At 56.7% G+C, this 17,376-nt stretch carries 22 protein-coding genes; 18 read left to right on the top strand and 4 right to left on the bottom strand.

The annotated features are described in order from the left end of the window. The 4 genes from tmk to tadA are packed head-to-tail and all read left to right on the top strand — an operon-like array spanning position 1 to position 2,877. The gene (gene tmk, locus OYT1_RS08740; RefSeq protein WP_062625994.1) at positions 1-612 is read left to right on the top strand and encodes a dTMP kinase; all 612 of its coding nucleotides are present in this window, start codon (positions 1-3) and stop codon (positions 610-612) included. Further along, positions 609-1,628, top strand: coding sequence for a DNA polymerase III subunit delta' (holB, locus tag OYT1_RS08735; RefSeq protein ID WP_062625993.1), 1,020 nt, complete (start codon positions 609-611; stop codon positions 1,626-1,628). Before tmk ends, holB begins: the two co-directional genes overlap by 4 nt. Next, on the top strand, positions 1,628-2,395 hold the full coding sequence (locus tag OYT1_RS08730; protein ID WP_062625992.1) for a TatD family hydrolase: 768 nt from the start codon (positions 1,628-1,630) through the stop codon (positions 2,393-2,395). Before holB ends, OYT1_RS08730 begins: the two co-directional genes overlap by 1 nt. Further along, positions 2,392-2,877, top strand: a complete 486-nt coding sequence (tadA, locus tag OYT1_RS08725; RefSeq protein ID WP_269460704.1) for a tRNA adenosine(34) deaminase TadA — start codon at positions 2,392-2,394, stop codon at positions 2,875-2,877. The genes OYT1_RS08730 and tadA overlap by 4 nt, the downstream gene beginning before the upstream one ends. Positions 2,878-2,893: 16 nt before the next feature. Here tadA and OYT1_RS08720 read toward each other — a convergent pair whose 3' ends face one another. Continuing rightward, the gene (locus OYT1_RS08720; protein ID WP_145983696.1) at positions 2,894-4,672 is read right to left on the bottom strand and encodes a diguanylate cyclase domain-containing protein; all 1,779 of its coding nucleotides are present in this window, start codon (positions 4,670-4,672) and stop codon (positions 2,894-2,896) included. A gap of 167 nt (positions 4,673-4,839) precedes the next feature. Here OYT1_RS08720 and OYT1_RS08715 point away from each other — a divergent pair, with 167 nt between their 5' ends. Beyond that, complete coding sequence (locus OYT1_RS08715; RefSeq protein ID WP_062625990.1) at positions 4,840-5,319, top strand: L,D-transpeptidase; 480 nt, start codon at positions 4,840-4,842, stop codon at positions 5,317-5,319. Positions 5,320-5,330: 11 nt separating this feature from the next. After that, positions 5,331-5,759: a GNAT family N-acetyltransferase gene (locus OYT1_RS08710; RefSeq protein ID WP_062625989.1), complete on the top strand. Its 429-nt coding sequence runs from the start codon at positions 5,331-5,333 to the stop codon at positions 5,757-5,759. A gap of 71 nt (positions 5,760-5,830) precedes the next feature. Here the strand turns inward: OYT1_RS08710 and OYT1_RS08705 are convergent, their stop codons facing one another. Continuing rightward, positions 5,831-6,628, bottom strand: coding sequence for an inositol monophosphatase family protein (locus OYT1_RS08705; RefSeq protein WP_062625988.1), 798 nt, complete (start codon positions 6,626-6,628; stop codon positions 5,831-5,833). Positions 6,629-6,709: 81 nt separating this feature from the next. On the opposite strand from OYT1_RS08705, the gene OYT1_RS08700 reads away from it, so the two are divergent. From OYT1_RS08700 to OYT1_RS08650, 11 genes are all read left to right on the top strand, one after another. Next, a complete protein-coding gene (locus tag OYT1_RS08700) occupies positions 6,710-7,438 on the top strand; it encodes an RNA methyltransferase (protein WP_331838564.1) in 729 nt (242 codons plus the stop codon). After that, positions 7,438-8,169, top strand: a complete 732-nt coding sequence (gene cysE, locus OYT1_RS08695) for a serine O-acetyltransferase (protein WP_062625986.1) — start codon at positions 7,438-7,440, stop codon at positions 8,167-8,169. The genes OYT1_RS08700 and cysE overlap by 1 nt, the downstream gene beginning before the upstream one ends. A gap of 81 nt (positions 8,170-8,250) precedes the next feature. Continuing rightward, the gene (locus OYT1_RS08690) at positions 8,251-8,718 is read left to right on the top strand and encodes a Fe-S cluster assembly transcription factor (RefSeq protein WP_062625985.1); all 468 of its coding nucleotides are present in this window, start codon (positions 8,251-8,253) and stop codon (positions 8,716-8,718) included. A 12-nt stretch (positions 8,719-8,730) separates the two neighbouring features. Then, entirely contained in the window at positions 8,731-9,945 is a 1,215-nt protein-coding gene (locus OYT1_RS08685) for an IscS subfamily cysteine desulfurase (protein WP_062625984.1), read from the top strand. 111 nt (positions 9,946-10,056) lie between these two features. Continuing rightward, positions 10,057-10,473: a Fe-S cluster assembly scaffold IscU gene (iscU, locus tag OYT1_RS08680; RefSeq protein ID WP_062625983.1), complete on the top strand. Its 417-nt coding sequence runs from the start codon at positions 10,057-10,059 to the stop codon at positions 10,471-10,473. 10 nt (positions 10,474-10,483) lie between these two features. After that, the gene (gene iscA / locus OYT1_RS08675) at positions 10,484-10,807 is read left to right on the top strand and encodes an iron-sulfur cluster assembly protein IscA (protein WP_062625982.1); all 324 of its coding nucleotides are present in this window, start codon (positions 10,484-10,486) and stop codon (positions 10,805-10,807) included. Beyond that, on the top strand, positions 10,807-11,349 hold the full coding sequence (gene hscB, locus OYT1_RS08670) for a Fe-S protein assembly co-chaperone HscB (protein WP_062625981.1): 543 nt from the start codon (positions 10,807-10,809) through the stop codon (positions 11,347-11,349). The genes iscA and hscB overlap by 1 nt, the downstream gene beginning before the upstream one ends. Positions 11,350-11,440: 91 nt before the next feature. Continuing rightward, a complete protein-coding gene (gene hscA / locus OYT1_RS08665; RefSeq protein ID WP_062625980.1) occupies positions 11,441-13,309 on the top strand; it encodes a Fe-S protein assembly chaperone HscA in 1,869 nt (622 codons plus the stop codon). After that, entirely contained in the window at positions 13,310-13,651 is a 342-nt protein-coding gene (gene fdx / locus OYT1_RS08660; protein ID WP_062625979.1) for an ISC system 2Fe-2S type ferredoxin, read from the top strand. Beyond that, on the top strand, positions 13,648-13,842 hold the full coding sequence (gene iscX, locus OYT1_RS08655; RefSeq protein WP_062625978.1) for a Fe-S cluster assembly protein IscX: 195 nt from the start codon (positions 13,648-13,650) through the stop codon (positions 13,840-13,842). The genes fdx and iscX overlap by 4 nt, the downstream gene beginning before the upstream one ends. After that, a complete protein-coding gene (locus tag OYT1_RS08650) occupies positions 13,842-14,354 on the top strand; it encodes a disulfide bond formation protein B (protein ID WP_062625977.1) in 513 nt (170 codons plus the stop codon). The genes iscX and OYT1_RS08650 overlap by 1 nt, the downstream gene beginning before the upstream one ends. Before the next feature lie 856 nt (positions 14,355-15,210). Here OYT1_RS08650 and OYT1_RS08640 read toward each other — a convergent pair. Both OYT1_RS08640 and OYT1_RS08635 read right to left on the bottom strand, forming a co-directional pair. Continuing rightward, positions 15,211-15,717 carry a c-type cytochrome gene (locus tag OYT1_RS08640; RefSeq protein ID WP_062625976.1) on the bottom strand — a complete coding sequence of 169 codons (507 nt, stop codon included), beginning with the start codon at positions 15,715-15,717 and terminating at the stop codon, positions 15,211-15,213. A gap of 231 nt (positions 15,718-15,948) precedes the next feature. Next, positions 15,949-16,338 carry a winged helix-turn-helix transcriptional regulator gene (locus tag OYT1_RS08635; RefSeq protein WP_088178198.1) on the bottom strand — a complete coding sequence of 130 codons (390 nt, stop codon included), beginning with the start codon at positions 16,336-16,338 and terminating at the stop codon, positions 15,949-15,951. A gap of 93 nt (positions 16,339-16,431) precedes the next feature. Between OYT1_RS08635 and OYT1_RS08630 the strand changes: the two genes are divergently transcribed. Beyond that, positions 16,432-17,280, top strand: coding sequence for an SDR family oxidoreductase (locus tag OYT1_RS08630; RefSeq protein ID WP_062625974.1), 849 nt, complete (start codon positions 16,432-16,434; stop codon positions 17,278-17,280). The last annotated feature ends 96 nt before the right edge of the window (positions 17,281-17,376 follow it).

The following is a 17,376-nucleotide window of genomic DNA, read 5'->3' as shown; positions in this document are numbered from 1 at the left end:
ATGAGCAACAAAGGAAGGTTCATCACATTTGAAGGCGTGGACGGTGCCGGCAAGAGCACGCATCTGGCGTGGTTCGTCGAGGCCTTGCGTCAGCGTGGCATCGAGGTCGTGCTGACGCGCGAGCCGGGTGGTACGCCGCTAGGTGAGCAGTTGCGTGAGCTGGTATTGCATCAGCCCATGCACATGGATACTGAGGCGATGCTGATGTTCGCTGGGCGAGTCGAGCACATCGAACAGGTCATCAAACCAGCACTGGAACGTGGTGCTTGGGTGGTGTCGGATCGCTTCAGCGATGCCAGTTTTGCCTATCAGGGCGGCGGGCGCGGCATGGACATCACCCGCTTGTCGGCGCTGGAAGACTGGGCGTGTCGCGGTTTTCAGCCAGAACTGACACTATTGTTCGATCTTCCCGTGGAGGTTGCCAAGCTGCGTCTCGCCGATGCGCGTGAGCCTGACAAGTTTGAGCGCGAGCAGTCCGGCTTTTTCCAGCGCGTGCGTGATGCGTATCTGCAACGCGCCCGTCAGCAGCCGCAGCGCTTCGCCATCATCGATGCGGCGCAGTCGCAGGAGCAGGTGCGCGCCCAACTGAAAGCGGTATTCGATCAGCTATGAACGCACTCTACCCTTGGCAAAACAGCGACTGGAAGCGCTTGCAGGAATTACGGCAGCGTTTGCCGCACGCGTTGTTGTTCAAGGGTGGGCAGGGCATCGGCAAGTTCGATCTGGCGCTGAGTTTCGCTTGCTCTTTGCTATGCGAACAGCCGGATGCGCAGGGTCAAGCCTGTCAGCATTGCTCTTCGTGTCACTGGTTTGCGCAGGCCAGTCATCCTGATTTTCGTTTGTTGCGCCCAGAGGCTGCCAGTATCGAGGCGGCTGATGCTGGCGAGGTCGTCGAAAGTGGCTCGGGCAAGAAAGCCTCGAAAATCATTAAGGTAGAGCAACTGCGTGCGCTGGAGGACTTCTTTACCCAGACTGCGCACCAAGGGCGGCATCGCGTGGTGCTGATCTATCCGGCGGAATCCATGCCTACGGCAGCGGCCAACGCGTTGCTCAAAACGTTGGAAGAGCCGGGCAAGGGCCTGATCTTCCTGTTGGTGACGCACAAGCCGCAGCAACTGTTGCCCACCATCCTCAGTCGCTGTCTGTCGTTCGCCGTCACCCAGCCGGACGCCGCATCAGCGCAGCGCTGGCTGGCGGAGCAGGGCGTTGCCCAGCCCGCTGAGATGCTGGCGCAAGCGGGATTCGCGCCGTTGTTGGCGCTGGAGCTGTCGTCACAGGACAAAGGTGCTGTGCGCAGCATCTTGTTGGATGCCTTGGTTCAGCAGAGTGGATTCGACTGGCTGGCGCTGGCAGAAAAGCTGCAACGTACCGAGCTGCCGCAGGTGGTGCACGGGCTGCAACAATGGTGCCACGATCTGGCGAGCATGCGTTTCAGCGACAGCGTGCGTTATCACCTTGCCCATGAAGCGACGCTGCGCAAACTGGCTGCCAAAGTCGAGCCTATCCAGCTGATGAACTTCCAGCGCGATCTACTCACTGCCCGCCGTGAGTCGCATCACCCGCTGAATCCCCGCTTATTCCTTGAGTCGCTGTTTGCGGCCTATCAACACTGTTATCCCACACGCTGATGTTTGCTGATTCCCATTGCCATTTGAATTTCCCTGAATTGCTCGCCAACCTTGATGGCGCTCTTGAGTTGATGCGTCAGAAAGAGGTCGGTCTAGCCTTGTGTGTGGGCGTGAATCTGGAGGATTTCCCACAGGTGCTGGCGCTGGCCGAACAGCATGACAATCTCTATGCCTCGGTGGGTGTGCATCCCGATTACGAGGGCGTGGAAGATCCGGATGTGGCGCGGTTGGTGGCTTTGGCTGCCCATCCGCGCGTGGTCGCCATCGGTGAGACTGGGCTGGATTACTTTCGGCTGACCGGCGATCTGGAGTGGCAGCGTGAACGTTTTCGCACCCACATCCGCGCTGCGCGGGAGATACGCAAGCCGCTCATCATCCATACCCGCGAAGCGGCTGCCGATACGCTGCGCCTGATGGCGGAGGAGCGGGCGCAGGAGGTGGGTGGCGTGCTGCACTGTTTCACTGAGACCCAAGCTGTAGCTCAATCCGCGCTGGACATGGGTTTCCACATCTCTTTCTCCGGCATCGTTACCTTCAAGAACGCCGTGGCGCTGAAGGATGTGGCGAAGAGCGTACCGCTGGATCGTATGCTGATCGAGACCGACGCGCCGTATCTCGCGCCGATGCCGCATCGCGGCAAGCGCAATCAACCTGCTTATGTGCGCCATGTGGCGGAGGAGATCGCTCGCTTGCGCGGCGTGCCGCTAGCCGAGATCGAGGAAGCGACCACGCAGAATTTCCGTCGCTTGTTCGGCATTCCGGCATGAGCGAGCGTATGCCGCGCAGCGCTGAAGAGGCCTACATGCGCGAGGCCCTGGAGCTGGCGCGGCAGGCCGAGGCGCTGGGCGAAGTGCCGGTCGGCGCGGTGGTGGTGAAAGATGGCGAGATTGTGGGACGAGGCTTCAATGCGCCCATCTCACGCCATGATCCTTCCGCTCATGCTGAGATGATGGCGCTGCGCGATGCGGCGCAACGGCTGGGTAATTATCGTCTGCCGGGCTGCGAGTTGTTCGTGACGCTGGAACCGTGTGCCATGTGCAGCGGCGCGATCTTCCACGCTCGCATCGCGCGGGTTGTGTTCGGTGCTCGTGATCTCAAGACCGGGGCAGCCGGCAGTGCGCTCGACCTGTTTGCGGCCACGCAGATCAATCACCACGCCGAGGTGGAAGGTGGGATTCTGGCCGCGGAGTGCGGTGCGGTGTTGAGCGGTTTCTTTGCGGCACGGCGAGCTGCGCAGAAATCGAATTGAGCTTAGGCGGCGCTACTTACTTGTGCATGTCAGGGGTGTAGAACTGGCAGTTGTTGCCACCGTTCCGCTTGGCATAGTACATGGCGAGATCGCTGTGCTTTAGCAATCCTTCCATGTCATCCCCATCTTGAGGGAATATCGAGATGCCCATGCTGGCACTGATAGATAGCTCATGCCCCATGATCTGATACGGTTCGATGAGTGAGTGCAGTAGTTTTTGTGCCAGCATCGCCGCATCTTCGATGTTGGCGATGTCGGCTAACAAAATGATGAATTCGTCGCCACCATGACGCGACACGGTATCGACTTCACGTATGCCGGAGCGCAGTCGCTGCGACACCTCGATCAATAGTAGGTCGCCGACCTTGTGCCCTAAGGTGTCATTGATAGGTTTGAATTTATCCAGATCGACAAAGATGACAGCTGTTTGCATGTTGCTGCGGCGACACCTAGCCAGTATCGCCTTGAAGCGATCTTGCAACAGATATCGATTGGGTAAGCCGGTCAGAGCGTCATGATTGGCCAGATGCGCCATGTGTAGCTCAGTCTTCTTGCGGCCAGTGATGTCCAACCGGATCGAAATGTAGCGCACGATCTTTCCGTCTTGGTCCTTGAGCGGCACGATGCTGGAATCCACCCAGTACAAAGCGCCAGACTTGGTGCGGTTGCAGATCTCGCCGCTCCAAATGTCACCGCGAGCGATGGTTTGCCACATTTCGCTAAAGAAGCTGGAGGGATGGGTGCCAGAGTTCACGATGTTGTGATCTTGGCCAATCAGCTCCTGTTCGCTATAACCGCTAACCTCGCAGAACTTCTGGTTGACCTGAATGATGCGTCCGTCTGGGGTGGCAACCGAAACAATGGCATGTTGGTCGATCGCCTGAAGATAAGCAGAAAGCTCGCTGAAAGCGCGTTCTACATCCTGCTTGGCGAGGAGCAGCTCTTTCGCATCCTGCATCTCTTTTTCCGACCTAAGTAGCTCGCGTTCGACTTCTTGCAGGCTGACCTCTTGCTTCACCAGTCTGCGGCTGAACCAAATGGCTAGGATCAGGCTGGCGAAGAGAATGCCGAAAATCAGTATGCTGGTTCGTTGTACGCGGGCGACGGCCAAGGTTTCGACTTTGCTCAGCGGAATGGTGATGGAAATCGCGCCAAGTAACTGATATTGATGCCATTGCTTGCCGGCTTGAATATGTTGGCTCTTGCGCCGCTCTACGATCTCCGGCTTACTTTCGTAAGCATTGTGACAGGCGATGCACGAAGGCTGTGTCGCCGCATCTGCGCTCAGATAGCGCAAGACCCGCTGTCCTTGTTGTTGTTCGAAGCGCCAAATAGGTTTCCAAGCGATCGGCCCGTCGGGGTTGGCTTTATCCTGTTGCTCGATCTGGGGCCACGCCCAGCGCAGGAAATCGTCACCCAATCCTTGTCCTGCATCCAGATTCCACTTGCTTACGGGCTTGTACTGGAACAGATGAGAGGTGTTCGTGTTGGATGCCTGACCAAGCATCTTCAGGAATTGTGCGGGGATGGGCACGTAGCCCTTCATGTGTGCGTAATCGACGCTAGGACCAAAGCCGTCTTGTCGGAGTTTTTCGGCAACTTCCTTAGCATAGACCGAGCGTGCCGTTGTCGCCTGCACCGTGGCGATCTCAGCGAAAGCGACCGCTTGGTTCTCGATGGTTTCTCTGACCGTGTCCCTGATGACAAAATAAGCAACTATGCTTGTGCACAGAAACACGCCCAGCACGAAGGTGAGCATGGTTTTGTGTCGCGACTTGTTACTGTTCTTTGCCAACTCTCGCCCCTCGAGACGATAAACTGACTTGCATTATACATACTCGGATCAGAGTATCTGCCGCTCTTACGGGCTCTTTAGAAAATCTACTTTCATTTAAAGACGCACTATTGTCGTGGTTGATATACTGCCCACGAAATTATTGCCGAGCAAAAATCCAAGCTCCTATGAAGATCGTTATCCATATTCCTTGTCAACTACTTGAGTTATCTGACGATACCGGAACTCTGCTGCGTCGTTATCCGGTTTCGACTGGGGCGAGCGGCGCGGGCGAAGAGAGCGGCAGTTTTTGCACACCGCGCGGTCGGCACGTCATTCGTGCCAAAGTGGGGGCGGGGCAGCCGGAGAATACGGTGTTCGTGAGGCGGCGGCCAACGGGTGAAATCTACTCACCCGAACTGGGGGCTGCTTATCCGGGTAGAGACTGGATATTGACGCGTATCCTGTGGCTATCGGGTTGCGAATCAGGCTATAACCGGTCGGGCACTTGCGATACCATGCGCCGTTATGTGTATATCCACGGCACGCCTGATGAAACGGAGCTGGGCAAACCCGGTTCGCATGGCTGTGTGCGCATGCGTAATCGAGATTTGATCGAGCTGTTCGAGCAGGTGCCGGTGGGCACCCCCGTCAATATCCTTGCCTGAAAGGAGTCACTATGTGTCCTGCCTTTACTGTTCATCCTGTTTCTTGGCATGATGGCGAGCCATTGTTGCGCGCCGTGCGTGAGTCCGTGTTCATTCGTGAGCAACAGGTGCCGGAAGAATTGGAGTGGGATGGGTTGGATGCCGAGTGCCGCCATATTTTGGCGCTTAGCCACCAAGGCGATGCTATCGGTTGTGCCCGTTTGACACCACAAGCTCAGATCGGACGTATGAGTGTGTTGCCGCAATGGCGGCAGTTGAAAGTCGGGACGGCGATGATCGAAGCGTTGTTAGCTGATGCGCGCGGGCGACGCATGCCAGAGGTCAAGGTTCATGCGCAAGTGCATGCCATTCCGTTCTATCGTCGTTTTGACTTTGTTGAGCACGGCGAAAGATTCATGGATGCGGGGATACCGCATATTGAAATGAGGTTGAAGCTTTAACCCGATGAGGTTGCCCTGAAAGTGACAATGCCCGCAGATGCGGGCATTGTCGTTTGCTGAGGCGCGAACTGTTAAGCTTTCAGCGCATCGGTCAGATGGGGCTGGATGATCTTCAGCATCTGTTCGTGGATCAAAGGGCTGCCCGCACAGATGTGGCCGCTTTTGAGGAAGCTGTCGCCACCGTTCAGATCGCTGACCATGCCGCCTGCTTCAGTGATGAGCAGCGCACCTGCGGCGATGTCCCAAGGCTTCAACCCCGTCTCGAAAAAGCCGTCGAAGCGTCCCGTGGCAGTCCAAGCTAGATCCAACGAGGCGGCGCCGGGGCGGCGCAGGCCGGAACTTTTCTTCATGAATTCACGGAAGATGGCTAGGTAAGCTTCTTCGTGATCGAAGTTGGTGTAAGGGAAGCCGGTACCGATCAGTGCATCAGCCAGTTGGATGCGCTTGCTGACGCGGATGCGGCGGTCGTTCAGGAAAGCGCCGCGACCGCGTGTGGCGGTGAATAGGTCATTCTTGGTCGGGTCATAGATGGCCGCTTGGGTCAGCACGCCGTGGTGCATCAGCGCGATGGAAACTGCGTATTGCTGCACACCATGCAGGAAGTTGGTGGTGCCATCCAGCGGGTCGATGATCCAGACGAAATCCGAGTCACCTTGCGTACCGCTCTCTTCTGCTAGAATCGCATGGCTGGGATAGGCCTCCAGTAAGGTTTCGATGATGGTCTGCTCGGCGGCACGATCCACTTCACTCACGTAATCTGAGTGGGATTTCTTGGTGACGGTCAGATGGTCGATCTTGTCGGCTGCACGGTGGATCAGGTTGCCGGCACGGCGAGCGGCTTTCACCGCAGTATTGAGCATGGGATGCATGTCAGGCTTTCATTCAGCGTTGCGTAAAGGCGCGCATTTTACAGCATATAAGCAGGGTACGTTTTGGATAGAGCGGATTTGTTGAATAATGTACGCGTTGTGCTGAGTCATACCAGCCATCCGGGCAACATCGGCGCGGCAGCGCGGGCGATGAAAACAATGGGATTATCGCGTTTGGTACTCATTAATCCCAAGCAGTTTCCCGATCCACAGGCGGATGCCATGTCGGCGGGCGCGACGGACATCCTTGAGCAAGCGCAGGTTTGCGCTACGTTGGATGAGGCATTGCAAGGCTGTGTGTTGGTGGCGGGCATGTCGGCGCGGGTGCGCGACATTTCGCAGGAAGTGCTGCCACCGCGCGAGGCCGTGGCGCTATTGACAGAGCAAGCGATGACTCAGTCGGTGGCTTTGCTGTTCGGTACAGAGATGTCTGGTCTGACCAACGAAGAGGCGGCGCGCTGTCAGGTGTTGGTGCGCATTCCCTGTAATCCAGACTACAGCTCCTTGAATCTGGCAGCGGCGGTTCAACTGTTGAGTTATGAGATGCGTTTGGCGGCAGGGTTGGGCGATTGCGGGGCGCCGGCGTTACAGCCCGCGCCGGTAGAGCAAGTCGAGCGCCTGTTCGAGCACATGGAAAGTACGTTGGTCGAGATCGGCTTTCTTAATCACAAGCACCCGACCAAGCTGATGCACAAGCTGCGCCGTCTGTATGCTCGGGCACGGCTGGAGCAGGAAGAGATCAATATCCTGCGCGGTATCCTGACGGTGACGCAGGAATACCACGCCAATAAACATAAAGTTACTAAGTGATGTTCAAGGGAATCAAAGAAGATATAGCCAGCGTATTCGATCGCGACCCCGCAGCTCGTAGCACGTTCGAGGTGCTGACTTGCTATCCGGGGTTTCACGCGCGCTTGGTTCATCGTGTCTCGCACCGCTTGTGGCTTGCGAACTTCAAGTGGCTGTCGCGCTTTTTGGCGCATATCGGACGTTGGCTCACCGGCATCGAGATCCATCCGGGCGCGACCATCGGCCGCCGCTTCTTTATCGATCATGGCATGGGGGTGGTGATCGGTGAGACGGCGGAGATCGGCGATGATGTGACGCTGTATCACGGCGTTACCTTGGGTGGTACTTCTTGGAAGGAAGGCAAGCGGCATCCCACGCTGGGCGATGGTGTGGTTGTCGGCGCTGGGGCGAAGATACTTGGGCCGATCCTCATCGGCACGGGAGCTAAAGTCGGTTCCAATGCCGTCGTGGTGAAAGATGTTCCGTCGGGGGCGACGGCAGTGGGTATTCCCGCACGTATATTGGATGAGGCGCGTGACACCGAAAAACACTTCAATCCTTACGGCATCGGCAATGCGCAGAATGATCCCATGACCAAGGCGATCCACGGGTTGTTGGGGCATAGCACTCAGGTCGATCAGCGCATCGAATTCATTTTGGAACAGTTGGAAAAGCTAGGGGTGAAGGTAGAGGAGGAGCGGGCTACCGCCGACAAATTCGACCCTAATTATCTGAATAACATTGTTGACTAAAAAATTAAGGTATTCTATTATTTGCCCCGCTAAGAGCATGGTTTCTACCCCTAAAGTTGACAAGGTAATAGGAGAAGCAAAATGAGACTCACGACCAAAGGACGGTTTGCAGTAACAGCGATGGTCGATCTGGCATCGCGCGGCGGCTATGCCCCAGTGACGTTGGCTGGTATCAGCGAGCGCCAAAAGATTTCGCTGTCCTATTTGGAACAGCTGTTCGGTAAGTTGCGTCGAGCCGGCATCGTAGATAGTGTGCGCGGCCCTGGCGGTGGTTACTGCATGGCACGCCCAGCTTCTGAGGTTACTGTGGCCGAGATCATTACGGCGGTAGATGAGTCTGTCGAGGCTACCCAGTGTGGTGGCGAGGGCGATTGCCGTGATGGTAAGCCGTGCCTGACTCATGATCTCTGGATGGGTTTGAACAAGACCATCTATGATTATCTTGGACAAGTTTATCTTCAACAGTTGGTCCAAAAACACCTCACGGACGGCAACGAAGCCGTGGTTACCTTGACTCGTAACGCCGCTCGTCCGGCTGTGTCGGTCTGAACAGGAGCGTCCATGTCTTTGCAATTTCCGATCTATCTCGACTATTCGGCGACGACGCCAGTCGATCCGCGAGTGGCGGAGAAGATGATCCCTTATCTGGTTGAAAAATTTGGCAATCCGGCCTCGCGTTCCCATGCTTATGGCTGGGAGGCAGAGCAAGCGGTTGAAACTGCACGTGAGCAAGTGGCGGCGCTGGTCAATTGCGACCCGAAAGAGATCGTCTGGACTTCCGGCGCGACTGAATCGAACAATCTTGCCATCAAGGGCGCAGCCAACTTCTACTCTGGCAAAGGCAAGCACCTCATCACCGTCAAGACCGAGCACAAGGCGGTGCTGGATACGGTACGCGAGTTGGAGCGCCAAGGATTTTCAGCGACTTACCTCGATCCAGAAGAGAATGGTTTGATCTCGCTCGATAAGCTGCGGGAGGCGATACGTCCCGACACCGTGCTGGTCTCGGTGATGCTGGTCAATAACGAGATCGGCGTGATCCAAGACATCGTGGCCATCGGCAATCTGTGTCGGGAAAAAGGCATCGTGTTCCATGTGGATGCGGCGCAAGCGACCGGTAAGATGGTGATTGATCTGTCCAAGCTGCCGGTTGAGTTGATGAGTTTCTCGGCACACAAGACTTACGGCCCCAAAGGCATCGGCGCGCTATATGTACGTCGCAAGCCGCGTGTACGTCTGGAAGCGCAAATGCACGGTGGCGGTCACGAGCGTGGATTCCGCTCTGGTACGCTGGCGACGCACCAGATCGTCGGTATGGGCGAAGCGTTTCGCCTTGCGCAGGAAGAAATGGCGACCGAAAACGAGCGCATCCGCATGTTGCGTGACCGTCTGTGGAATGGCTTGTCTAGCATGGAAGAGGTGTTCCTGAATGGCGACATGGAGCAGCGAGTTCCGCACAACCTCAATGTCAGCTTCAACTTTGTCGAAGGTGAATCGCTGATCATGGCGGTGAAGGACATCGCGGTGTCGTCTGGCTCGGCCTGTACCTCGGCTAGTCTGGAGCCATCCTATGTGTTGCGCGCACTCGGGCGTAGCGACGAATTGGCGCATAGCTCCATTAGGTTCTCCATCGGGCGATTTACGACCGTGGAGGAAGTGGATTACGCTGTCGAGCTGTTGAAGAGCAAGATCAGCAAGCTGCGTGATCTCTCCCCGTTGTGGGAAATGTACAAGGACGGCATCGATCTGAACACGGTGCAGTGGGCAGCACATTAATGGCGGGGAAGGGTTAAGGAAGAAGGGGGAAGAGTAAAAGCCGATGCGGTGCACTGGTTTTTCCTTCACCATTCTCCTGTCCTCCTTCTCTGCTCCTGAAAGGAGCATCAAATGGCTTACAGCGAAAAATTACTCGATCACTACGAGAACCCCCGAAACGTCGGTGCGATGAGCAAGGACGACGGTCAGGTGGGGACGGGCATGGTCGGCGCGCCGGCCTGCGGCGATGTGATGAAATTACAGATTCGCGTCAACGATGACGGCGTGATCGAAGATGCGAAGTTCAAGACATATGGCTGCGGCTCGGCCATCGCCTCCAGCTCACTGGTGACCGAATGGGTCAAGGGCAAGACATTGGATCAGGCGATGGAGATCAAGAACACCGCCATTGCTGAAGAGCTGGCGTTGCCGCCGGTGAAGATCCATTGCTCCATTCTGGCCGAAGATGCAATCAAGGCCGCCGTGGCCGACTACCGCGCCAAGCATGGCGCGATGACCGAAACCGATGCCTGTAAGGGCAGCTGCTGAAAGGAAGATCATGTCTGTCTCTTTGACTGAAAGCGCGGCCAAGCACGTGCAGAACTTCATCACCAAACGCGGTAAAGGTGTCGGCCTGCGCTTAGGTGTGAAGACTTCCGGCTGTTCCGGTATGGCCTACAAGCTGGAGTTCGCCGATGAAGTGTCCAGCGATGATTTGACGTTCCAGAGTCATGGCGTGACCCTGCTGGTCGATCCCAAGAGTTTGCCTTACATCAATGGCATGGAGCTGGATTACACCCGCGAGGGGCTGAACGAGGGGTTCAAGTTCAATAACCCCAACGTCAAGGACGAGTGCGGCTGCGGCGAAAGCTTCAAGGTGTAATGACTTCGTTCGATCTGCAGCAAGACTTTTTTCAGCTATTGAGCTTGCCGGCGCGCTTTCAGATCGATAGCGCGCTGCTTGATCAGAACTATCGTGCTTTGCAGGCGCAAGTCCACCCCGACAAGTTCGCCCACCTTTCTGATGCCGAAAAGCGTCTTTCCATGCAGTGGGCGACACAGGTGAACGAGGCTTACCAGACACTGCGCAGCCCGCTCAGCCGAGGTCGCTATCTGTTGAAACTGCGCGGCGTGGATACCCAAGAAGAGACCAACACGGCGATGCCCTTGGACTTTCTGATGGAGCAGATGGAGTGGCGCGAAGCGGTGGAAGAGGCGGCGCGCCAGTCGGATGTGGATGCGCTGGATGCCTTGGAGCGCCGTTTGCAGTCTGATACGCGCAGTTTGCAGCAGCAACTTGCGCTGCAACTGGACGACGAAAACCACTACAATCTCGCCGCCGCAGCCGGGACGGTGCGAAAGCTCAGATTCCTTGAAAAACTGGCGGAAGAAATCGCTTCCGCTTTCGATGAGATAGATAATTGAAAGCAGTCGTGAGGCGTAAGTCATAAGTCGCAAGTATGGGCTCGAAGCCAACTCACGACTTACGCTACACGACTTACGACTGACAACTCGAATGGCACTACTCCAAATCTCCGAACCCGGTCTTTCCACTGCGCCACACCAGCATCGACTGGCGGTGGGCATAGACTTGGGCACCACCAATTCGCTGGTTGCCACGGTGCGTAACGGCATCAGCGTGGTACTGAACGACGATCAGGGCAGGGCGCTGTTGCCGTCAGTGGTGCGCTATCTGGAGGAAGGCAGCGTGCAGGTGGGCGAGTCGGCGCAGGCCGCACAGAACCTTGACCCGGCCAACACCATCGTGTCCGCCAAACGCTTCATGGGACGGGGGTTGAAGGACATCGGCGATGTCAGCGGTTCGCCCTATCGCTTCGTCGATCAGCCGGGCATGGTGCAATTGCGTACTGTGGTTGGAGTGAAGAGTCCGGTGGAGATATCTGCCGAGATTTTGAAACAGTTGCGCGCCCGCGCCGAAGCCTCGCTAGGCGGTGAATTGGTAGGGGCGGTCATCACTGTTCCCGCGTATTTCGATGATGCGCAGCGTCAGGCCACCAAGGATGCGGCTAGGCTGGCCGGGCTGAATGTGCTGCGCTTGCTTAACGAGCCCACCGCTGCGGCGATCGCTTACGGACTGGATAATGCCAGCGAGGGTGTCTATGCCGTGTATGACTTGGGCGGCGGCACCTTCGATATTTCCATCTTGCGTCTGTCGCGCGGCGTGTTCGAGGTGCTGGCCACCAACGGTGATTCGGCGCTGGGCGGCGATGACTTTGACCACCGTATCTATTGCTGGCTGTTGGCGCAGAACAATCTGCCGCCGCTCAATCCGCACGACACGCGCTTGCTGCTAACTCGCGCTCGCGCTGCCAAGGAAGAATTGACTGACGTTGCCGAGACTCGTATCACGGCGGTACTTTCTGGCGGCGAACTGATCGACAACGTGCTGACGCAGGAAGTCTTTCACGACATGAGTCGCAACCTAGTCTCGCGCACGTTACAACCACTGCGTCGCGCTCTGCGCGATGCGCAACTGGCGGTGAATGAAGTTCAGGGCGTGGTGATGGTGGGCGGCGCGACGCGGATGCCGCAGGTACAGCGCGCCGTTGCCGAGTTCTTCGGTCAGACACCGCTGACCAATCTCGACCCAGACAAAGTGGTGGCGCTAGGCGCTGCGATCCAAGCCAACGTCCTAGCGGGTAATCGGGGCGGCGACGAGTGGTTGCTGCTGGACGTGATCCCGTTGTCGCTGGGCATCGAGATCATGGGTGGTCTCACCGAGAAGATCATCCCGCGTAACAGCACCATTCCAACCGCGCGCGCGCAGGAATTCACTACCTACAAAGATGGCCAGACCGCGATGAGCGTTCACGTGGTGCAGGGCGAGCGTGAACTGGTCGATGATTGTCGCTCGCTGGCGCGCTTCGAGCTGCGCGGCATTCCGCCCATGGTGGCAGGAGCAGCACGGATTCGTGTGACTTATCAAGTGGATGCGGATGGCTTGCTTAGCGTTTCTGCACGCGAGATGAGTAAGGGCGTGGAGGCGAACATCACGGTCAAGCCTTCTTACGGTTTGAGCGACGAAGAGATCGCGCGCATGTTGCAGGATTCCAATACCTACGCGACGGACGATATGAAGGCGCGCGCTTTGCGCGAGCAGCGAGTTGAAGCCGAGCAACTGCTGGATGCAGTGCAGAATGCGATCGCGCAAGACGGCGCTGCGCTACTGCAAGCGAGTGAACGTACGCGCATCGAGCAAGGCATGGCGACACTGAGCGCCGTGTTGACGGGCGACGATTTGCCCGCCATCAAACGCGCCGTCGCCCAATTGAATGAACTCACCGTCGCTTTTGCGCAAGCGCGCATGGATAACAATGTCGCCCGTGCCTTGGGTGGCAAAAAGCTGTCTGATCTGGAGATGTAAATGCCGCAAATCATCGTACTTCCACACCCAGAACTTTGCCCGCAAGGTAAGGTGCTTCAGGCTGAAGCGGGCACTGTGCTAATCGAGGTGCTGCTCGATAATCATGTGGACATTGAGCACGCCTGCGAAAAATCCTGCGCGTGCACCACTTGCCACGTCGTCGTTCGTGAAGGTTTCAACTCACTGAATGTGGCGGATGATCTGGAAGAAGATATGCTGGACAAGGCTTGGGGGCTGGAGCCGAACTCGCGGCTGAGCTGTCAGGCTGTGCTGGCCGACCATGATCTCGTTGTCGAGATTCCCAAGTACACCATCAATATGACTAAGGAGGGCCACCGATGAAATGGACCGATGTACGCCAGATCGCCATTGCGCTTGCTGACTCCCGTCCCGATACCGATCCGCGCTATGTGCGCTTCACCGATCTACATAACTGGGTGGTGGAGTTGGAGGGTTTTTCGGATGACCACGGCCGGGGCGGCGAAAAAGTATTGGAAGCCATTCAGTTGGCGTGGATAGACGAGGCGGAATAATGGCAAAAAGACCTGTGAGCAAAAGCAAACGCTATAGCCGAACGCCCTATCTAGTGGGATTTCTGGCGATAGTCGCGATGTACTGCGGCGCGCTGTACCTGCAATACGTGATGCATCAAGACCCCTGCCCCTTGTGTATGGTGCAGCGTGTCATCTTCATCCTGATGGGATTCTTCTTCTTGCTGGCGACCTTGCACAACCCGCAGTCGTCGGGCGCCAAAGCCTACGGCTTCTTGATCGGCCTGCTGGCCTTCACCGGCATCGGTGTCGCCAGTCGCCACATCTGGTTGCAACACCTACCCAAAGACCAAGTGCCTGCCTGCGGCCCCGGCTTGGATTACATGTTGCAGAACTTCCCGATGGCCGATGTGCTGAAGGAACTGCTACACGGCTCTGGCGAGTGTGCGGAAAAAGGCTGGACGCTATTCAATCTCGGCATACCGGAATGGTCATTGCTAGCCTACGTCCTACTGGGAAGCTGGGCGTTGCTGGTGGCGGTGAGGCGCAAATAATCAGCGCTGATTGAGTGGTAAGCGTGTTGAAAATATGGGATGAGCAGCTGTGATCTGACTCTAAGGTATCAAACAGCCGTAATAATCTCTCGGTAAAGAATATGAGTGGAAAAATAGGAAGGGGACTGCATCAAGTACTCTTTGCAGTCGTGGTTGCCCCAGGGTTGCTGCTTATCACAGAGCATTTTGAATCTGGGATAGCTTTTCAGTTTATTGGGGCTGCAATTTGCACTCTTTTTTATCATTGGTTTGTTTTCGTGCGAGCATATAGAAGACGTTACTATGCAATCCAATTGATAGGGATAGCGTTAGGGACATATATCTATTTTTCCCCAGAATACAGGATGTTTATTTCATCTTTATGGTTCGGTCTTCTATTAATTATTTGCTATAACCCATTTATAGAGTTGTTTGTCGCTTTTTCTGATGAGGGTAAGGTGGGGCGCTCTCAATAAGCGAGCAAGGAAGGGGGCAATATAAAATAGAGGCTACAGTTTCTCGGGAATACTCAACATAAGATGCCCACTCTAATCGCCCACCGCCCCTTCTCTGAGCTTCCAGGGCCTTCGGGGTCAGGTCTTGCTATAACGCATTCATCAAGCTAGCTTTTCCTCATGCCAGACCGCTGGACGATTTATGAAACCAGCACCTGCGCTTGCAATAGCTTTTGCCTACCGCCACATGCGGCTATACGATTCAGGAAGTTGTCGATTTTCGGGTTCATTACGCCACGGTGAGTAGGGCGGTAAAGCAGAGGAAATGCGTGCTGCAAGATCTGCCCCAAGGTGTTGCAGGTGGCGCAGAGCCAAGAGGTCTGAGCGCATGCCCCTAGTTTAGAGAGGTCGAGCAGCCGTTCTTACTTGAGTGAGGCGATGAACTCCGCTAACTGGGTGATGTCCGCATCCGAGATGTTGCTACCGCCTTTGGCTGGCATGATGCCGCTCTTCCAGCCGAAATTCCCCCCGCGTTTGATATTGATGGAAATCTTGCTCACCGCATCGGGATCCGTTTTGTATTTGTGGGCAACGGCCTTCCATGCAGGGCCGAGCAGTTTACCTTCGGTCTTGTGGCAGACCGAGCACTTGTAGCTATCCGCGAGCGCCAAGGCTATCGCTTCTGATGCCAACTTGGCCTCGGTGGTGGGGGCGGCAGGCGCAGAAATCTGGGCTGCATGCGCTGAGTCGGCATCGGCTGGCTCGCTGGCCGGTTTGGCGGGTAGTACCGGTTTGGACGGTCTAGGTTTGGGAGACTTTTTGCTGCTGACCGATACCTCCACGTTCGCGTCCGTCTTCACTCCCGTACAGCCGGCCATTCCAAGCACGGCAGCGATGGTTACGATGGCGATGTTCTTGGGGTAAGTCATGGTTATTCCTGAGTGTGGTCAGCGGAGGCTTGGCATGTTAAACGAGTGAAGGCGCGTTGTAGTGGTTATCGCGCTTGGAGTAAGTAGTCCGAAGTGCGGCTTTCTTTCAATATGGCGAAGCAAATAACTGGGGTTTTCCCATGATTCGTTTGAATTTATTTGCCACGTTGGAAGACAGGCGGAGGGTGTGGCTTCTAAAGATTCGCTCGTTTGACTCTCCGTGCAGTTGAGTCACGAACAACGCTTTTGCTGCTGCAGCATAATCTCCGGCAGGTTGACCTCGATCCAGTCGGCCAGCGCTTCCACCTGTTTGCCTATGCCTTCGCCGAGCGGGGTCAGGGTGTACTCCACATGCGGCGGTACCACCGGATGCGCGACGCGGTCGATGAAGCCGTCCCTTTCCAGTTGCTGTAGCGTCTGCGCCAGCATCTTCTCGCTCACCCCGCCGACCTTGCGGCGCAGTTCGCTGAAGCGGTGCGTGCCCTCCATCAGCGCGACCAGTACCAACACGCCCCATTGGCTGGTCACATGTTTCAGGATCTCACGCGAGGGGCATTCCGTGGCTAGGACTTCGCCGCGCCGCATCACTTCGGCGAGTTTTACGATTTGAGTTGTGGGCATGAAACTTACCTTTTTGTGCGTACTTACGAAAGGTAATTGTACTTGATATTCTTCGCCCCCTCATCTTAATCGACCACCAAGAAAGGAAATGCCATGATCGTTGTTACTGGAGCCACAGGCCAATTGGGCCGCCTCGTCATCGCCGCGCTACTGAAGCGTATCCCTGCAACCGACATCGTCGCCGCCGTGCGCAATGAGGACAAGGCCCAGGATATCGCGGCATTGGGCGTGCGGGTGCGTCAGGCCGACTACAGTCAGCCCGCCAGCTGGGATGCAGCATTGCAAGGTGCGGACAAGCTGCTGCTGATCTCGTCCAACGAGATCGGGCAACGCACACAGCAACATCGTAACGTCATCGATGCGGCCCAGCGTGCAGGCGTGAAACTGCTGGCCTATACCAGCGTGCTGCGCGCCGACACTTCCCCGCTCGGACTGGCCGCCGAACACCTGGCCACCGAAACCCTGCTCCGCACCTCCGGCATTCCCTTCGTGCTGCTGCGCAACGGCTGGTACACCGAGAACTACACGGCAGGCATCCCCACTGCGCTATCGCTAGGTTCGGTGTACGGCTGCGCAGGGGGCGGACGCATTGCCTCGGCTGCACGCGCCGATTACGCGGAAGCTGCCGCCGTCGTGCTGACCACCGAAGATCAGGCCGGCAAGACTTACGAACTGGCGGGCGATAGCGCCTACACCCTGAGCGAGTTTGCCGCCGAAGTTTCTCGCCAGAGTGGTAAGGCGATCGGTTATGTCGATCTGCCGGAAGCGGAATACAAAAAAGCGCTGCTGGGTGCTGGTCTGCCGGAGTTCCTCGCCGAACTGCTGGCGAATTCCGACACGGGCGTAGCGCAAGGGGCGCTGTTCGATGGGGGCGGGCAATTAGGCAGGCTCATCGGCAGAGCTACCACGCCATTGGCTGCTATGGTGAAGGCCGCGATGTGAGGAATAGGGCTGGGTGAAATGAGCGGCAGGCGATTTTGCTGCAACATGGCAGTTTCCGCGCTTATCCGTGTTTGATAGAAACCCTCGCTTCCGGTA

The sequence above is a fragment of the Ferriphaselus amnicola genome (assembly GCF_000974685.2).
GTDB classification, from domain to species: domain Bacteria; phylum Pseudomonadota; class Gammaproteobacteria; order Burkholderiales; family Gallionellaceae; genus Ferriphaselus; species Ferriphaselus amnicola.
The sequence above is the reverse complement of the archived record's forward strand: the minus strand, read 5'-3'. Positions and strand labels throughout refer to the sequence as shown.